At 58.9% G+C, this 16,447-nt stretch carries 21 protein-coding genes and 1 other RNA gene; 7 read left to right on the top strand and 15 right to left on the bottom strand.

The genetic code is table 11. The annotated features are described in order from the left end of the window. Positions 1-28 precede the first annotated feature (28 nt). On the bottom strand, positions 29-1,168 hold the full coding sequence (locus tag DIT72_RS03225) for an acyl-CoA dehydrogenase family protein (protein WP_135953747.1): 1,140 nt from the start codon (positions 1,166-1,168) through the stop codon (positions 29-31). 216 nt (positions 1,169-1,384) lie between these two features. Next, entirely contained in the window at positions 1,385-2,065 is a 681-nt protein-coding gene (rpiA, locus tag DIT72_RS03220) for a ribose-5-phosphate isomerase RpiA (RefSeq protein WP_135953746.1), read from the bottom strand. 142 nt (positions 2,066-2,207) lie between these two features. Between rpiA and ilvA the strand changes: the two genes are divergently transcribed. Further along, positions 2,208-3,743 (top strand): threonine ammonia-lyase, biosynthetic, encoded by a 1,536-nt coding sequence (ilvA, locus tag DIT72_RS03215; RefSeq protein ID WP_135953745.1) that lies wholly within the window; start codon positions 2,208-2,210, stop codon positions 3,741-3,743. A gap of 245 nt (positions 3,744-3,988) precedes the next feature. After that, positions 3,989-4,138 carry a hypothetical protein gene (locus DIT72_RS18260; protein WP_168355012.1) on the top strand — a complete coding sequence of 50 codons (150 nt, stop codon included), beginning with the start codon at positions 3,989-3,991 and terminating at the stop codon, positions 4,136-4,138. A 3-nt stretch (positions 4,139-4,141) separates the two neighbouring features. On the opposite strand, the gene DIT72_RS03210 is transcribed toward DIT72_RS18260, so the two are convergent. The 6 genes from DIT72_RS03210 to DIT72_RS03185 all read right to left on the bottom strand — a co-directional run bounded on the left by DIT72_RS03210 (position 4,142) and on the right by DIT72_RS03185 (position 7,626). Then, a complete protein-coding gene (locus DIT72_RS03210) occupies positions 4,142-4,789 on the bottom strand; it encodes a 5-formyltetrahydrofolate cyclo-ligase (RefSeq protein WP_168355011.1) in 648 nt (215 codons plus the stop codon). A 3-nt stretch (positions 4,790-4,792) separates the two neighbouring features. Beyond that, a non-coding RNA gene (ssrS, locus tag DIT72_RS03205) (6S RNA) lies at positions 4,793-4,972 on the bottom strand. Between the two features lie 64 nt (positions 4,973-5,036). Beyond that, positions 5,037-5,333: a cell division protein ZapA gene (locus DIT72_RS03200; protein ID WP_135953743.1), complete on the bottom strand. Its 297-nt coding sequence runs from the start codon at positions 5,331-5,333 to the stop codon at positions 5,037-5,039. Next, complete coding sequence (locus tag DIT72_RS03195; RefSeq protein ID WP_007153200.1) at positions 5,333-5,539, bottom strand: TIGR02449 family protein; 207 nt, start codon at positions 5,537-5,539, stop codon at positions 5,333-5,335. The genes DIT72_RS03200 and DIT72_RS03195 overlap by 1 nt, the downstream gene beginning before the upstream one ends. Before the next feature lie 102 nt (positions 5,540-5,641). Next, positions 5,642-6,916, bottom strand: coding sequence for an ABC transporter permease (locus tag DIT72_RS03190; protein ID WP_135953742.1), 1,275 nt, complete (start codon positions 6,914-6,916; stop codon positions 5,642-5,644). After that, on the bottom strand, positions 6,913-7,626 hold the full coding sequence (locus DIT72_RS03185) for an ABC transporter ATP-binding protein (RefSeq protein ID WP_168355037.1): 714 nt from the start codon (positions 7,624-7,626) through the stop codon (positions 6,913-6,915). The genes DIT72_RS03190 and DIT72_RS03185 overlap by 4 nt, the downstream gene beginning before the upstream one ends. A gap of 91 nt (positions 7,627-7,717) precedes the next feature. Between DIT72_RS03185 and DIT72_RS03180 the strand changes: the two genes are divergently transcribed. Further along, positions 7,718-8,239 (top strand): DUF3299 domain-containing protein, encoded by a 522-nt coding sequence (locus tag DIT72_RS03180; RefSeq protein WP_135954714.1) that lies wholly within the window; start codon positions 7,718-7,720, stop codon positions 8,237-8,239. Here DIT72_RS03180 and DIT72_RS03175 read toward each other — a convergent pair whose 3' ends face one another. Then, positions 8,240-8,839, bottom strand: a complete 600-nt coding sequence (locus tag DIT72_RS03175; protein ID WP_135953740.1) for a ZrgA family zinc uptake protein — start codon at positions 8,837-8,839, stop codon at positions 8,240-8,242. It lies immediately after the preceding gene. Positions 8,840-8,982: 143 nt separating this feature from the next. Here DIT72_RS03175 and DIT72_RS03170 point away from each other — a divergent pair, with 143 nt between their 5' ends. Genes DIT72_RS03170 through DIT72_RS03155 form a run of 4 tightly spaced genes read left to right on the top strand, consistent with a single transcriptional unit; the run spans position 8,983 to position 13,425 of the window. Then, complete coding sequence (locus DIT72_RS03170) at positions 8,983-9,579, top strand: UPF0149 family protein (RefSeq protein ID WP_135953739.1); 597 nt, start codon at positions 8,983-8,985, stop codon at positions 9,577-9,579. A gap of 27 nt (positions 9,580-9,606) precedes the next feature. Beyond that, positions 9,607-10,929, top strand: coding sequence for a Xaa-Pro aminopeptidase (gene pepP / locus DIT72_RS03165; RefSeq protein WP_135953738.1), 1,323 nt, complete (start codon positions 9,607-9,609; stop codon positions 10,927-10,929). A gap of 2 nt (positions 10,930-10,931) precedes the next feature. Continuing rightward, positions 10,932-12,212: a 2-octaprenyl-6-methoxyphenyl hydroxylase gene (gene ubiH / locus DIT72_RS03160; protein WP_135953737.1), complete on the top strand. Its 1,281-nt coding sequence runs from the start codon at positions 10,932-10,934 to the stop codon at positions 12,210-12,212. Then, the gene (locus DIT72_RS03155) at positions 12,205-13,425 is read left to right on the top strand and encodes an FAD-dependent monooxygenase (RefSeq protein WP_135953736.1); all 1,221 of its coding nucleotides are present in this window, start codon (positions 12,205-12,207) and stop codon (positions 13,423-13,425) included. Before ubiH ends, DIT72_RS03155 begins: the two co-directional genes overlap by 8 nt. Here DIT72_RS03155 and DIT72_RS03150 read toward each other — a convergent pair. From DIT72_RS03150 to hisI, 6 genes are all read right to left on the bottom strand, one after another. After that, positions 13,422-14,141: a 16S rRNA (uracil(1498)-N(3))-methyltransferase gene (locus DIT72_RS03150; RefSeq protein WP_135953735.1), complete on the bottom strand. Its 720-nt coding sequence runs from the start codon at positions 14,139-14,141 to the stop codon at positions 13,422-13,424. The two genes, DIT72_RS03155 and DIT72_RS03150, sit on opposite strands and share 4 nt — an antisense overlap. Next, complete coding sequence (gene tatC, locus DIT72_RS03145) at positions 14,138-14,932, bottom strand: twin-arginine translocase subunit TatC (RefSeq protein ID WP_135953734.1); 795 nt, start codon at positions 14,930-14,932, stop codon at positions 14,138-14,140. Before tatC ends, DIT72_RS03150 begins: the two co-directional genes overlap by 4 nt. Beyond that, entirely contained in the window at positions 14,929-15,339 is a 411-nt protein-coding gene (tatB, locus tag DIT72_RS03140; protein ID WP_135953733.1) for a Sec-independent protein translocase protein TatB, read from the bottom strand. Before tatB ends, tatC begins: the two co-directional genes overlap by 4 nt. Before the next feature lie 10 nt (positions 15,340-15,349). Next, the gene (gene tatA, locus DIT72_RS03135; RefSeq protein ID WP_135953732.1) at positions 15,350-15,595 is read right to left on the bottom strand and encodes a Sec-independent protein translocase subunit TatA; all 246 of its coding nucleotides are present in this window, start codon (positions 15,593-15,595) and stop codon (positions 15,350-15,352) included. Between the two features lie 89 nt (positions 15,596-15,684). After that, complete coding sequence (locus tag DIT72_RS03130; RefSeq protein ID WP_135953731.1) at positions 15,685-16,014, bottom strand: phosphoribosyl-ATP diphosphatase; 330 nt, start codon at positions 16,012-16,014, stop codon at positions 15,685-15,687. Next, on the bottom strand, positions 16,007-16,444 hold the full coding sequence (gene hisI / locus DIT72_RS03125; RefSeq protein WP_135953730.1) for a phosphoribosyl-AMP cyclohydrolase: 438 nt from the start codon (positions 16,442-16,444) through the stop codon (positions 16,007-16,009). Before hisI ends, DIT72_RS03130 begins: the two co-directional genes overlap by 8 nt. Between the last annotated feature and the right edge of the window lie 3 nt (positions 16,445-16,447).

Raw genomic sequence — 16,447 nt, 5'->3', positions numbered from 1 at the left:
TGTGGATCGAAACTAAACGTTGGTCTTGCTACAACCGCATCTGCTTGGCAATCAACTCCTTCATGATTTCGTCGGTACCACCGCCAATCGACAATATCTTCGCATCCCGGTAAAGCCGCTCAACCACCGATTCCCGCATATACCCCATGCCACCGTGGATCTGTACTGCCTCCCGTGTCACTTTCTCGCAAACCGCTACCGCAAAATTTTTCGCCATGGCCACCTGCTTGACCGGGTTCCTGCCGTCCTGCATCAGCGCCGCACAGCGATAGGTGTATTCGCGCGCCACATCTACCTGTGTAGCCATGTCCACCAGCTTGTGGCGGGTGACCTGAAAGCCCTTCACAGGCCTGCCAAAAGCCTGGCGCTGGCCAGCCCAGGCCATGGCGGCTTCCAGGGCAATCTCGGCGGTCATGTAGGCCATGATCGACAGGCTCAGACGCTCGAACAGAAAGTTGCTCATAATGGCGATAAAACCGGCATTTTCGGCGCCGATCAACCTGCTGGCAGGTACCCGGCAGTCTTCAAAGAACAGTTCCGCGGTATCACTGGCCCACCAGCCCATTTTCCGGAGCTTTTTGCCGGTGGAAAACCCCGGCATGTCACGGTCAATCAGCAGCAGGCTAACACCGCCATGCCCCTCGCCCCCGGTGCGCACTGCAACGGTATAATGATCGGCGCGCATGCCGCTGGTGATGAAAGTCTTGCTGCCGTTCACGATGTAGTGGTCGCCGTCCCTGATCGCCCTTGTCTTGAGGTTGGCAACGTCAGAACCGCCGCCAGGTTCGGTGACCGCCAGCGCCGCAATCTTCTCTCCGCGGAGCACCGGTGGCACAACCGCCTCTTTCACCTCCGGCCGCGCCCATTTGGCCACCGGTGGCAGGCCGATATCCAGTGAGCCCAGACCAGCCACCAGGCCGCCCGAGGTTGAACGCATCAGTTCCTCTGAAACGGCGACCTTCATGAATACATCGCCTTCACCGACGCCACCCAGGCTTTCCGGAAAACCCATCCCAAGAAGCCCCGCATCCCCCGCTTTTTTGTAGAGCTCCCGGGGAAACTCGCCGGCTTCCTCCCAGTCGTCTATGTAAGGCAGGACATGAGTGGCAATAAACTTGCGGGCCGTCTCGCGAACCTGCTCGTGGGTATCGTTGAAGTAATCGGACACGGTGGTGCTCCCTATGATCAACAAATCATAGAGGCAGTCTCACCTAAATTTGAAAACCAAGCAAGCGCTTGGTTTTCAAAGGCCCGAAAAGAGTCTGGGCCGCGAAGGGGGGAGGGCTGTCAGGGGACGTCAAAAACATGGATGTTTTTGTCGAGCGTACAGGGACGTATTTACAGCGTGCCCCTGACAGCCCTCCCCCTTCGCGGCTTCCCCGAGTTAGCCATCCTCGCGGGAAATGCTTTTAACGCCATCCGCGGTACCGAGCAACAACAAATCCGCAGGCCGACGAGCAAACAAGCCGTTGGTAACAATGCCCACAACATTGTTCAGCCTCTCTTCCACCTGAATCGGCCGGGAAATATCCAGATTGTGGATATCGATGATGATATTACCGTTGTCGGTGGTAAAACCCTCGCGGTACACCGGGTCACCGCCCAGCTTCACGATTTCGCGGCCAACATGGCTGCGGGCCATGGGAACCACCTCCACCGGTAGCGGAAAGGTACCAAGGATATTCACTTTCTTGGACTCATCAGCGATGCAGATAAACGTCTTGGACGCGGCCGCCACAATCTTCTCGCGGGTGAGGGCGCCGCCGCCGCCCTTGATGAGTTCCAGGTGGTCATTGGTTTCATCCGCGCCGTCCACGTAAAACTCGAGTGGCGCGGCACTGTTCAGGTCGTAGACCGGAATACCGTGACTCTTGAGCCGCTCCGCCGTGGCGTCAGAGCTGGCAACCGCACCGTCGAAGTCGTTGCGGATTTCCGCCAGCAGGTCGATAAAACAGTTGGCAGTGCTGCCGGTGCCCACGCCGATAATGCTGTCCTGGTCGAGATGGGGCCTGATATAGTCCAGTGCGGCCTGGGCGACGGCTTTCTTCAGTTCGTCCTTATTCATCGGGGGTGCTCCGGTTTCTGTGGGAAATGATCACAATGGCTTTCAGTATAGCGCTTCCCGATGGCCTGCTTATAGACGAAACCCCGGCAAAGTTTCTACACTGTGCGTTTTTCCAACAAAACACCAACCTCCGGATGGAACCATGCCGCAACGCTACATAAAGAAAATTCTTGATGCCCGGGTCTACGACGTGGCCATCGAGACCCCGCTGACCGAGGCCCGCAGCCTGTCAAAGCGCTTTGGCAACAATATTCTGCTCAAGCGCGAAGACCTTCAGCCGGTATTTTCTTTCAAGATTCGTGGCGCCTATAACCGGATTGCCCAGCTTTCGGAAGAGCAGAAAGCCAAGGGCGTAATTTGTGCCTCTGCCGGCAACCATGCCCAGGGCGTGGCCCTCGCGGCGAAGAACCTCGGCATCAAGGCGGTGATCGTGATGCCCCAGACTACCCCCGAGATCAAGGTGCGTTCGGTACGTGATCATGGCGCCAGAGTGGTCCTGAGAGGCGATGCCTTTGACGAAGCCGCAGCCCATGCCCAGGAGCTGATCCAGAAACATGGTTACACCTACATCCCGCCCTACGACGATCCGGATGTGATTGCCGGCCAGGGCACGGTGGCCATGGAAATCATGTGGCAGTTCAGCAAGCCGATCCACGCCATCTTTATCTGTGTTGGCGGTGGTGGGCTGATCGCCGGCATGGCGGCCTATATCAAGTACCTGCGGCCTGAAATCAAGGTGATCGGTGTTGAGCCGGAGGATTCCAACTGCCTGCAGGCGGCGCTTAAAGCCGGCAAGCGCGTGATACTGGACGAAGTTGGAATCTTTGCAGACGGTGTGGCCGTCAAGCAGATCGGCAAGTACCCATGGGAAATCTGCAAGGATCACGTGGACGAGGTAATTACCGTCTCCACCGACGAGATCTGCGCCGCCATAAAGGACGTGTTCGAGGATACCCGCTCCATTGCCGAGCCGGCTGGTGCTTTGGGTGTGGCGGGTCTCAAGAAGTACATCGAGCGGGAAAAGATCGAGAACGAGAACCTGGTGGCCACCCTCAGCGGCGCCAACATGAACTTCGACCGCCTGCGCTATATCTCCGAGCGCACGGAAATCGGGGAAAAACGCGAAGCCATCCTGGCGGTCACCATCCCCGAGAAGCCGGGTGCCTTCAAAACCTTCATCAACGCCCTGCACAAGCGCAGTATCACCGAGTTCAACTATCGCTACGCCGATGCCACCAACGCCACCATTTTCGTAGGAATCCAGATCCAGGCTGGCGGTCACGGGCGCGAAGACCTGGTGCAGGAGCTGCGTGAAACCGGCTATGCCGTTGTCGACCTGACCGACAGCGATCTGGCCAAGCAGCACATTCGTCACATGGTTGGCGGCCACGCCCCGACCATTACCAACGAAAAGGTCTTCCAGTTCGAATTCCCCGAACGCCCCGGCGCGCTGCTGAAGTTCCTGATGTCACTGGGCACCCGCTGGAATATCTCCATGTTCCACTACCGTAACCATGGTGCGGCCTACAGCCGGGTGCTGCTGGGCGCTCAGGTGGAAGATGACGAAGTGCAGGATTTCGAGAAAATGCTCGACAAAGTCGGTTTCCGCTACGAAAACATGACCGACAACGAGGCTTACCAGCTGTTTCTGGGTGCAGGTAATAATAGGTCTGAATAACGCGGATCGGGAGCGGGCGCGGCAGGCCTTCCAAAACTGTGCGGAGCCATGGATGGCGGAGCCCAGGCGTCGCAGGAATGTGCTTGAGCGTGTTTTGGAAGGCCCGCTCCAATCTTACCGAACTTTAACCTGTGAAAAATTGTAAAATCCAGTACAGGTGTTAGTCTTTTCGCTGATTCTTTAAAACAAGAATAGTTCTCTGATTTAGATCAATTTTACTCTTTCGAATACCGGAGACTCCCGCCATGGGCCGCAAGCCTGACATTATCCGGACGGTTGTGCTGATTTTTGCCGTTGGCCTTGTTGTCACTGGCTTCACTTCGCTTCAGGCATCGGATGACGAGCCCACGGCTTCTGAAACCGAAACCGTTATCGTGTCCGCTGTCAGAAACTGAACTCTACAGCGAGCTTCTTGCCTTCACCCGGTAACGTTTCCTGTCAGTCACCACGCTGTGCAGGGGAATATCCCAGGGCTCCAGCGGCAATTCCGGTACTTTCTGACAGTCATGGGCCAGCCCGATGAGCTTGGGCGCCAGCCTTGGTCTGATCCGGGTAAACGCAAACGTGCGATCGTAGAAGCCGCCGCCCATTCCCAGCCGCCCACCGAACTCATCAAAACCCACCAGCGGGAACAGCACCGCATCCAGGGCCCATGGCGGCCGTTTGAGGCCTTCGTGGAAAGGTGGCTCGGGGATGCCGAAACGGTTGGCTGTCAGCGTTGTGTTTTCGGTGTAGCGGCTGAAAACCAGTCTGCCGCGAAGGACCGGGTGCAGCACCGGAAGATAGAAACGGATTCCGCGCCTGCGGGCGATGTGGGCGTAGATCCGGGGATCGATTTCACCATCATTGGGCAGATAGATCGCCACGTGACGGGCCCGGTAGAGATCGGGGTGTCGCAAAAGGTTCAGCGCAAGCTGGTCGGCAGCTATCTGCTGTTCTTCCGCGGACAGCGAGCGGCGTTTTTGCCGAAGGATCTTGCGGAGTCTGCTGCGTGATCGTGAATCGGGATGGTCTTGAAAAGGCTGGGGGGTGATAACGTTGGTCAAAATAAGCTTCCCGGGCTGCCGTTATCGGATGTGGCCCTTGAACCCAAAGTTCAAGGTCGGTGGCCGCTGTGACATATTAGGCTTTCCCCGTAAGGGGACGTGCTCACAATGCCCTAGAGTAGCCACCTGGGTAGTGCGCATCGGCTCGAGGACGAATCCGACCAGCGAACAGCCCAGGAAGTTGTTCTTATTATACGGGCATTGCCGGGGCTGATTGCAACACCTGAATCGGATCCGTGTGTAATGCTTAGTTACCGGACGATTCCCCCAGGGCCGTATCCAGTTTCTCGTCCATGGCGTTGAGAATCGAGCTGGCGGCACTGGACATGGTGTCCCGCTCCAGAAAATCGTGGGTGATGTTGAGGGCAGCCATCACCGCGATGCGCTCGGTGCCGAAGACTTTACCGCTTGCGCGGATTTCCCGCATTTTGATGTCCAGGTGCCTGGCGGCCTGCAAGAGGGCGTTCTGCTGCTCCTCGGGACAGGCGACCAGGTATTCCTTGTCGAGAATCTTGACTTCGACGGTTGTCGGATGCTGTGGCATCAATGGTGCTCCAGGGCCCGCAGACGGCCTATCATGGCTTCGATCTTGTTTTTGGCAAGATCATTCTTGTGCATCAGCTGCGCTCGCTCACGGTTCCAGTCGTCCTGCAGCTCGCGCAGCATCGCGTTGTCACGTTCCAGTTTGCGACAGTGTTCAATCAGCCTGTCGAGCTTGTCCGCCAGTGCCTGTAGTTCGGACTGTTCCATGAGTCGTCCAGCGCCTGTATCAAATAGGTGAACTAACTATAAGTGTGGACTGCAAGCTGGTCAATTTACAGGGATGTCATTGCCCCGGATGCCTGACGCTTTTCACTCCGGAACCACATGCCCCAACCCCTGTTTGCGGCTGCCACGCCAGGCCTGAAGTGCGGGTATCAGCCCCACCAGAAACGCAGCGAGGGGTACGCTGGCAATAATCAGCCATTCCATCGGGTTCAGTGGGCGTAAACCGATCTGAATGCCCCAGGTTTCCAGTAACCAGGGGCTGAGGGCGGCAATCCCGGCGGCTCCGGTGATTACTGCAAGCCCGCAGGCTGCTACCGCGAGTATTACACATTCGATCACGTGTAATGCCGCAATCAGCAGGGGCGAGGCGCCGGTCGCCCGGAGTATGGCCACTTCCTGTCGTCGCTGTAGCTGCAGGGTCAGCAATACCGCAATCAGCCCGATCAGGCTGGTGATTACCACAAAACCGGTAATACCCAGCAGCGCGGTTTCGAACTGGCCCATGATGCGCCACAACTCGCTCAGTGCCACCCCTGGCAGAATCGCGGACAGCGGCTCATCCCGGAACCCGTTGATTTCGCGCTGAACCTGGAACGTCAGCACCTTGCGTTCGATCCCGACCAGAGCTGCGGTAATACTACCGGGAGTCAGGTCCCGCTCCAGGGCCTGTTCCGGGGTCACGGTGCGGCCGGGGATGGCCACTCCGGACTCCCAGCCGATGTGGATGGCTTCCAGGCCTTCAAGGCTGACGTAAACTGCCTGGTCCACCGGTGTTCCCGTGGGAGCCAGAACACCGGTGACGGTGAACGGAGTGTCCCTGTGATTCGAGAAACTGGTCCGGCCACCTCCGTGGGAGAGAGTGATGTCATCACCCAGCTGGTGGCCATGCTTCCGCGCCACCTGCGCCCCCAGTACCACTTCGAACACCTCGTTGAACCATTCACCCTCGGCTAACGCGGGTTTCTGGTCGCGGCCGTAACGGAAGTGCTCCGGGAACTGCTCGCTGGTTCCCACAACCCGGTGGCCACGATAACTGTCGCCCAGTGATATCGGCACCAGCCAGTCGATCCGCTGGTCGTCCTGCAGTTTCTGATAGGTGCTCCAGCGAATGTTATTGGTGGCGTCACCGATATGGAAAACGGTGTACATGAGCAGGTTCAGCTGGCCACTGCGGGCTCCCACAATCAGGTCTGTGCCGGAGATGGTGTTGGTGAACGTCTGTTTCACCTCGGTGCGCAGATATTGCACGCCCAGCAACAGGGTGATGCTCAGGGTCAGCGTGAGAGTCACAAGCGCCAGCACTTTGCGCCGGTACCACAGGCTCGCCAATGCCAGTGAAAACGCCAGCCGGATACTCACGGCGTCACCTGCAGGGCCAGTTGGCGGTCAAATCGTTCCGCCAGGCTCTGGTCATGGCTGACGAAAACCACCGATGAGTGTTTCTCCGCAGCCAGCCCCAGCAGCAGTTCAATAAAGCGGTCACGGTTGTCGCTGTCGAGGGCGGAAGTGGGTTCGTCCGCCAGAATCAGTTCCGGGCCACCGGTCAGTGCCCGTGCTGCTGCCACCCGTTGCTGCTGCCCCACGCTCAGCCCCGTCACCCTGCGGTGCCAGTGACTCTGGGGGATGCCCAGGGCGGTCAGCAGGGACTCCGCTTCCTGCTCCGCTGTAGGCAGGGCGCGCCTGCGGCGTTTGCGGGAAAGCCGGCATGGCAGCATGACGTTGTCCAGGGTGGTGAGATAGGGCACCAGGTTGAACTGCTGGAAGATTACGCCCACGTGATCGGCACGGAACCGGTCCCGCTGGCCGCTGGTCAGGCCAGCCAGGTCAGTGCCCAGCAGGCTCAGTGTGCCTGTATCAGGGAGAATCAGGCCGCCCAGCAGACTCAGCAGGGTGCTTTTGCCGCTGCCACTGGGCCCACGGAGAAACAGATGCTCGCCGGCGTCCAGAGTGATCTCGGGATAAACGAGCGGAGGCTGGGTCGGGTCCCAGCGGAATTTCACATGACTGATCCGCAGAGCCTCCCGGGCAATGGCGGAACTATCGGCTGGCGAATCTGTCTGGCTGCTCATATCAGGCATCTGTTTTCCGGTGTATGATTCCCGAATTGTCGCAGGAGTAATTCATTTTATGATTCATGATGTGGAATCCAGAACGCAGCACATGCGGTCCGTCCTCCCCCTGCTGGCCCTGGTTCTGGCCGTGTCGCTGAGCCTGTTTACCACAGCCAGTGCAGAAGACGCCTCTGATGAGATCGACTGGCTGGAACTGATGCCTGCCGAGGATCTTAATCTGCTGGAGAATATGCCAGAAGTCACCCACGAAGGCGATGGCCCGGCGGCCTTGCCGGACGAGATCATGACCGGCCGAACCGTCGACGCGATGGATGGCCGGTCCGGGCGCATTCCGGGCTTTGTGGTCCCTCTCAAAACCACCAGGGATATGCGCATTCTCGAGTTTTTCCTGGTGCCTTACTATGGCGCCTGCATTCATGTGCCACCGCCTCCACCCAACCAGATCATCCATGTGAAGTACAAAGAGGGCTTTACCCTCGAAGCGCTTTACGATCCGGTCTGGATTGAAGGCACCCTGACGATCGAGAAAACCGAGAACGATATCGCTTCATCCTCCTATTCCATCGTGGCGGAAAACGTCACGCCCTACGAGGAAGAGGGCGTCTACTGATCACTTGCTGACAGTGAATGCCCGGTTGGTCCGCGCCAGCCGGGCGCTGCCCTGACCGGATGGGCTCACCCATTCAACGGCAAGTTCTTCCAGGTTGCCGAATTTCTCCATCAGGGCGGATGTGAGCGTCATTCTTGCGCCGGTATCATCACACTCCAGTTGTTGTGACACATCGTACTCGCGGTGGGTGGACTCCTCATGGTCTCCACCATGGTCGTGATGATCATGATCTTCTTTCCCGCTCTGCCCGCCAAGTTCAACAGTGGCGCCGGTTATACGGCAATCGGCAGCTTCAGTATTCACCAATGGGGTGGTGTCCAGCCACTGGCTGATCTCTGCCAGCCGATTTTTTTCCTCATCGCTTCGGGCTTCGTGTTCGAAGCCCGCCAGGTTGTAGGCGGGAGAAGTGAATATCAGGTCAATGCTGTTGTTCTCCACGGCTATCTGCAGCCTGGCGTGGCCATGTTCGTGGGCGCCGGGATTGTCAGCGGCATGGCTAAGCGCAGGAAGGCTGAAGGCTGCGAACAGGTAGCCGATTGCAAAAAATGGCTGCAGGCGGCCCGCTGTTGGTTTCCGTTTAATGGGCGTCTGAATTGTCATGGCAGGAAGGCACTCCGGTAAATAATGATATGTTATAACATAATTTACCCTTTCCTTCGGCGGAATCAAGAGGCAAGTGCCTTAATACTGGCTGAATGCTAGGATAGAGCCTTCATTCATTAATTACAGGACCGTCCCGTTTCATGTCCGAAACTGACACCTCCAATAGCCGCGCCGTAGCTTTCGAGCGCTGGGCAAACATGTTCACTGCCCATAAGGCTTTCAGCCATCCGTCCGAACTTCACGGGGTTCTTTGTGGGCGACTTGCGGCCGGCGCCCGTATAGACGAGGAAGACTGGCTGGCCATGGTCTGCGAGCACATGGGCCTGCCCCCGACAGCAACCGAGGAATCGGATGATCTGCGGCAGTTCATGGTCTCGGCCTACAGCCAGACGCTGGAACTTCTCAAGGCCACCGACATGAGCTTTCAGCCTTTGTTGCCGGATGACGACTACGCCATCGAGCAGCGCCTGGAAGCCCTGACGTCCTGGGTGCGGGGATTTCTTGAGGGCATGGCGCTGTCGGCAGGCGAGTCACTGGGGCAAGCGCCGGACGAGATTCGCGAGCTGATTGAAGACCTGGTGGCGATCAGCCAGGTTGCCGATGATGACGAACCGGACGATGAGAGCGAGCAGCAATTGATGGAGATTGTCGAATACGTGCGACTGGGTGCGCTTGCGGTGTTTACCGAGTTCAATCCGCCGGAAAAGCCGTCACCAAAAACACCAACGCTGCACTAGAGAACGTTATCTACCGTGGGAGAGATCATGGCTTCACTGATACCCGTCAGGGAATTCAACGACCGCCGGCGCCGGCTGATGGAGCGGATGGCGCCAGACAGCATTGCCATCCTGCCGGCTGCGCCTGAGCGGGTACGGAACCGGGACGTGCTGCACCCGTTTCGCCAGGACAGCGACTTCCATTACCTGACCGGTTTCGATGAACCGGAAGCGGTCCTGGCGCTGATTCCCGGCCGCGAGCATGGCGAGTCAGTGCTGTTCTGTAAGGAGCGCAATCCGGAAAAAGAGCTATGGGATGGTTTCCTGGCGGGTCCCGAGGGTGCCATTGAGACATTCGGCCTGGACGATGCCTTTCCGATTTCCGACATTGATGACATCCTGCCCGGCATGATCGAAGGCCGCAGTCGAGTGTATTACCCGCTGGGCAGGGATCAGAGCTTTGACACCAAGGTGATGGACTGGGTCAAGGTCATTCGCAGTAAGGTTCGTTCCGGTGCCCATCCCCCCGGCGAATTCATTGCCCTGGAGCACCTGCTCCATGACCTGCGTCTTTACAAGAGTGCAGCTGAAATCAAGGTCATGGCGAGGGCCGGCGAAATCAGCTGCGAGGCCCACAAACGGGCCATGAAGCGTGCCCGCAGGGGCGGCTACGAGTACCACCTGGAGGCGGAGCTGATCCACGCCTTCATGGAAAACGGTGCCCGCTCCACGGCCTATCCTTCCATCGTCGGTGGCGGCCAGAACGCCTGCATCCTGCATTACATCGAGAACAGCGCACCGCTGAAGGAAGGTGATCTGGTGCTGATCGATGCGGGCTGTGAACTGGAATGCTATGCCTCTGATATCACCCGTACCTTTCCCGTCAGTGGAAAGTTCAGCGATGAACAGCGGGCTTTGTATGAGGTTGTACTGGCAGCACAGTACGCGGCCATAGCAGAAGTCCGTCCGGGCAATCACTGGGACCACCCCCACCAGGCCGCGCTGAAAGTGCTTACCCGGGGGCTGATTGAGCTTGGTCTGCTGAAAGACACCACCTTGGAGCAGGCCATTGAGGAGCAGGCGTTCAAGCCCTTTTTCATGCATCGCACCGGCCATTGGCTGGGTATGGATGTGCATGATGTGGGCGACTACAAGGTGGGCGACGCCTGGCGCGAGCTTGAGCCGGGTATGGCACTTACGGTTGAACCGGGGTTGTACGTGGCGCCGGATAACACTGACGTGGATGAGCGATGGCGCGGCATAGGGATCCGTATTGAAGACGATGTGGTGGTGACGAAGGAAGGCTGCCGGGTACTGACCGATGCCGTCCCCAAAACCATCCCCGCGATTGAAGCGCTGATGGCCGACTGACTGTGAAACAGCACGATACTGATATCATTATCGCCGGCGGCGGGTTGGCGGGGGCCACTCTGGCCCTGGCGCTGTCGAGAAGCCTGCCACAATTGCGAGTGACGGTGGTGGAAACATTTCCGCTGTCCCCGGACGCACTGCCGGACAGTTATCAGCCCAGTTATGACGCCCGTTCAACAGCGCTGGCGTGGGGTTCGCGGCTGATATTTGAAGAGCTGGGGCTATGGCAGCGCCTTGCTGAACACGCCACACCGATCCGTCATATCCACGTATCGGATCGGGGTCACTTCGGCGCCACGCGGCTGAACGCAGCAGACCACCAGCAGGAAGCCCTGGGCTATGTCGCAGACAACCGCTGGATGGGTTTGTGCCTGATGCGGGAACTGTTGCAGACCAATGTGGTCTGGCAGGCGCCAGCGGAAGTGACGGACATGCAGCCCATTGCGGACGGTGTACGAGTGACTCTTGGTGCCGATGATGGCGAGCGGCAACTGACCGCGCAATGCCTAGTGGTGGCCGATGGCGGCCGCTCCGGCCTGCGGGAAAAACTCGGATTCCGGGTCAATGAGCAGGCCTATAACCAGCATGCGCTGATCGCCAACGTTTCCACGAGCCAGAGCCACAACTACACTGCTTACGAACGCTTTACCGACGCCGGCCCGATGGCGTTGCTACCCCATGGCTCACCTACCCGGGCGGGGAACACGGCGGCCCTGGTATGGACACTCGATAGCGAAGCCCTCGATGAGCTTCTGGCCCTCAGTGACGACGACAAATGCCAGCGCCTGCAACAGCGATTTGGCTGGCGCCTGGGGCGGTTTGCCCGCATCGGCGAATGCAGCCATTACCCTCTGACCCTGAAAACCGTGGATGAGTCTGTGCGGCCCGGGGTTGTACTGGTGGGCAATGCGGCTCATGCGCTGCACCCGGTCGCCGGGCAGGGGTTCAACCTGGCACTGCGTGGGCTGATGGTCCTGGTAGAGCAGCTCCGCCTGGCAACCGGCCAGCAGCAACCATTGGGCAGTCTGTCGGTACTGAAAGCCTATCAGAACCGCCACCGCCAGGACTGGCAGCAAACAGTACGGTTTTCCGATTCCCTTATTCAGCTCTTTGGCACCAATCTGCCTCTGGTGACCGGCGCACGTGATGCCGGCCTGATGGGGCTGGATCTGTTACCGGGGGCCAAACGCTGGTTTGCCCGCCAGGCCATGGGCCTCGGCGGTCGCCGCGCCGAAATCCGCACTCCCGGAACCACTGCAACGGAACGCAGCAGCGATGAGTAAACAGACGTACTTCGACGTTCTTGTGGTGGGCGGCGGAATGACAGGATCCGCTCTGGCACTGGGGCTGTCACGACAGGGCTGGAACGTCGGCCTGGTTGAGGGCAGTGACTGCAGTGCTTTACTACGTGCGCCGGGAGAAGCGTCCGCTGTTGAAGACTTTGACCCCCGTGTCAGTGCCATTTCTGTCGCCAGTCAGCGTCTGCTGGAACAACTGGGCGTGTGGGATGAGATCGCCGCTGGTCGCCACTGCCCCTACCAGACAATGACGGTCTGGGACGGCGACGGTACCGGCCGCATTGAGTTCGAGGCAGCAGAGCTGCGGGCGCCGGCGCTGGGAACGATCATCGAGAACCGCGGTATTGTGAGGGCGCTGTTTTCTACCCTCGCTGATAGCAGCGTTGAATTGATTGACGGCGTCAGGGTTAGCGGCTGGTGGCAGGACGGAACTATGCGAGGGATCCGGCTTGAGGATGGCCGCACGCTGAGTGCCGGTCTTGTGGTAGCCGCCGACGGCGCCAACTCCCGCTTGCGCCAGTGGGTGGGATTGCCAACCCGTGAATGGGATTATGACCAGCAGGCGATCGTCTGCACCGTGCGAACCGCCCATAGCCACCGCTTTACCGCCTGGCAGCGATTTTCGCCTACCGGGCCGCTGGCGTTCCTGCCACTGCTGACAGAATCCGGCGACGAGCATTTCTGCTCGATTGTCTGGTCCCAGGATACCGCAGAAGCCCGCCGCCTGATGGCGCTCGATAACAGTGCCTTCAAAGCGGAACTTGAAAGCGCAATTGAACGGGAGCTGGGGGCTGTAGAAGAGGTTTCGCACCGCTATGCGTTCCCGCTGCGCCAGCGCCATGCCAAGGATTACATCGCCAGCGGATTCGCCCTGGTGGGCGACGCGGCCCATACCATCCACCCGCTGGCCGGGCAGGGCGCAAACCTGGGCTATGGTGATGTCCGCGCCCTGCTGGATGAACTCTCACAGGCCACGAAGGCGGGCATCTCACCTGACAATGAACTGGTGCTGGCCCGCTACCAGCGTCGCCGCAAGGGTGAAAACCTGGCGATGATGGCGGCCATGGAGGGCTTCAAGCAGCTGTTTGGCCGTGATGAGCTGGGCGTGCGCTGGTTGCGCAACACCGGCATGCGCTGGCTGAACCAGCTCGGCCCGATCAAGAATCGCATTGCCGCGCAAGCCATGGGGCTGGACTAGGCGCCAGCATCGAACAGGCGACTGACCAGCACCGGTACCGCCGTTTCCACTCTCAGGATCCGGCTGCCAAGATGCACGGCTTCGCAGCCGGCCTCGACCAGTTTATCCACCTCGTAGGGAATAAATCCGCCTTCCGGCCCCACGCACAGAGTGGCTGGCCCGTTGATATGGGTCGGGCAGGTTGAACTGGTGCCGGGATGTGCGACCAGCGCGCGGGTGTTTTTCAGCAGCGCCGGCAACTCATCTTCCACAAACGGCTTGAACAGCTTGCGGATGTGTATCCGCGGAACAATGGTGTCCCGGGCCTGTTCCAGGCCAAGCACCAGGTTCTCCCGCAGGTTTTCCTCCGACAGCCAGGGCGTCTGCCAGAAGCTCTTTTCCACCTTGTAACTGTTAATCAGCCAGATGTCCTTGACGCCCAGGGTCGCGCAGGTCTGCAGCACCCGGCGGAACATTTTTGGCCGTGGCATCGCCAGAACCAGCGTAAGAGGAAGCGGTGCCGGCGGAGGGTCAGTAAGTTCCACCTGCAAGACGGCCTCGGTATCGGTGAACTGCAGAACTCTGCCGGTGCCGATATCGCCGTCCGCCAGGCCTACCGGTACCAGGTCCCCTTCGGCGACTTTGAGAACAGAGCGCAGATGCGTCAGCCGCCGGCCGGTAAGCACTGCCCGCTCAGCACAGACAAAGTCTTCCGCGAACAGTAACGCCAGGTTCATTCGCCAGAGGCTTCTGTGGCATCCGCGTCTTTCACTTCGCGTCTGGCAAGCCGGCCAAACAGAATGCCCAGTTCAAACAGCAGCCACATGGGCAGCGCCAGCAGGGTCTGGGAAATAATGTCCGGCGGTGTCAGCAGCATACCTATCACGAAGCAGCCCACCACAATATACGGCCGCTTCGCTGCAAGATCCTCGGGGGTGGTGGCGCCGGTGAGAATCAGCAGGATGGTGGCGATGGGTATCTCGAAGGCAATGCCGAAGGCGAAGAACATTTTCAGCACAAAATTCAGGTAACTGGTGATATCCGGCAGTTCCACAATGCCTTCCGGGCCAATGGCAGTGAAGAAGCCGAATACGAGCGGGAACACGACGAAGTAGGCAAACGCCGCGCCCAGGTAGAACAGGACCACAGAAGTGAACAGCAGTGGAAACGCCAGTTTCTTCTCATGGGCATACAGGCCCGGCGCGATGAAGCTCCAGAGCTGATAGAGAATCACCGGAATTGCCACGAAAACCGCCAGTACCAGGGCGAGCTTCAACGGTGCGAAGAACGGCGAGGTGATGTCCGTTGCGATCATGGTCTGACCGACCGGAAGCAGGTCCCGCAGGGGCTGGGATATCAGCAGGTAGAGTTCGTTGGCAAACGGGTAGATAGCGGCAAAGCAGATGATCACTGCCAGTACCATTTTCAACAGGCGGTTGCGCAATTCCAGCAAATGCTCGACCAGTGGCATTTCCGGTTGCGTTTCGTCGGGGCCTTGGGTGTTTTTGCCGTCAGGCTGGGTGGTCATGAACGGTTATCCGGGGGGCTGTCTTGTTGTTTCCGGGAGTCTTCGTCCTGCTTGATCTCCGGTTCTGTCTGCTCGTCAACACGCCGGCTGGCAGGAGCAGGCCGGTGCGCTGGTTTCTCCTCCTCAGAAAGAATCATGTGTTCGTACTTTTTGGCTTCATCCAGGGCGCCGCGAACTGACTTCTGGACATCGTCCAGGCCGACATCGCCGGCTTTACGCAGCTCCTCCCGCAACTCTTCCGCCTTCAGTTGGCGGTCGAGTTCCGAGGAGAACTGGCTGACCATACGCCGGGCACCGCCAATCCAGCGCCCTGCCGCGCGCGCTGCCGTGGGCAGACGCTCGGGGCCGAGAACCAGTAACGCGATGACGCCGCAGATCAGCAGCTCGACAAAGCCAATATCAAACATTCAGCCCGTCTCAGCTGTGGGACTTGTCCCGTGGCTTTTCTTCGGCGCTGGCCTGATAGGGCTTGGCGTCCGCATTCTCTTCTTCTTCGATAGCGTCCTGGTCTTCGTCCTTTTTGTTGTCTTCATCGCTCATGGATTTCTTGAAACCACGAATGGCGCCGCCCAGATCGCTACCAATGTTGCGGAGCTTTTTGGTTCCGAACAGAAGAATAACAATGCCGAGTACGATTAGGAGTTGCCAGATACTGATGCCCATGCCGGGACCCTCGTTTCTATGTTTCTGTTACGGTTGATTGTACGCCACTTCGGGGTGCATCCGGAAATCCTCTTCAGAGGTATGTCCGGTTATTTGCCCCGGGAGGCCTTCTCTTCGAGCCCTGACAGGTCAAAGCGACTGGCCAGTTCGTCGAGCACATCCCCTGGGCCCAGGCCCAGGCGCGACAGCATGACCATGCTGTGAAACCAGAGGTCCGCGGTTTCGTAGACCACGTCCCGGGTTTCGCCGGACTGTTCCGCGTCCTTGGCGGCCAGCAATGTTTCGGTGCACTCTTCCCCGACTTTCTCCAGGATCCTGTTGAGCCCCTTCTGATGCAGGCTGGCAACGTAGGAGGTTTCCGGGTCGGCTTCCTTGCGGGCTTCCAGCACCCGGGCCAGTTGTTCCAGAACGTCACTCATTGCTATTACCTTCCTGCCTGTTGCCGTATATTTCGTCCGGTTCCCGGAGCACCGGGTCCACGCTTGTCCATTCGCCGTTTTCCAGTTTGCGATAAAAGCAGCTGCGACGGCCAGTATGGCACGCAATACCACCTTTCTGCTCGACCTTGAGAAGAATCACATCTTCATCACAATCCAGTCTGATTTCGGAAACCACCTGCTGGTGGCCAGAGGTTTCCCCTTTGCGCCACAGCTTCCCCCGTGACCGGGACCAGTAAACCGCCTGCCCCTCCCTGGCGGTCAGCCTGAGGGACTCTGCGTTCATCCATGCCATCATCAGGATGTCCCCGGTGGTGGCATCCTGGGCAATAGCGGGCACCAGTCCGTCCGCGTTCCAGCGTATTTCTTCTAACCAGTCGGTTCTTCCGACTCTAGCTTTCGGATCTTGCATTTA

It is taken from the genome of Marinobacter orientalis (genome assembly GCF_004792665.1).
Classification (GTDB): domain Bacteria; phylum Pseudomonadota; class Gammaproteobacteria; order Pseudomonadales; family Oleiphilaceae; genus Marinobacter; species Marinobacter orientalis.
The sequence above is the reverse complement of the archived record's forward strand: the minus strand, read 5'-3'. Positions and strand labels throughout refer to the sequence as shown.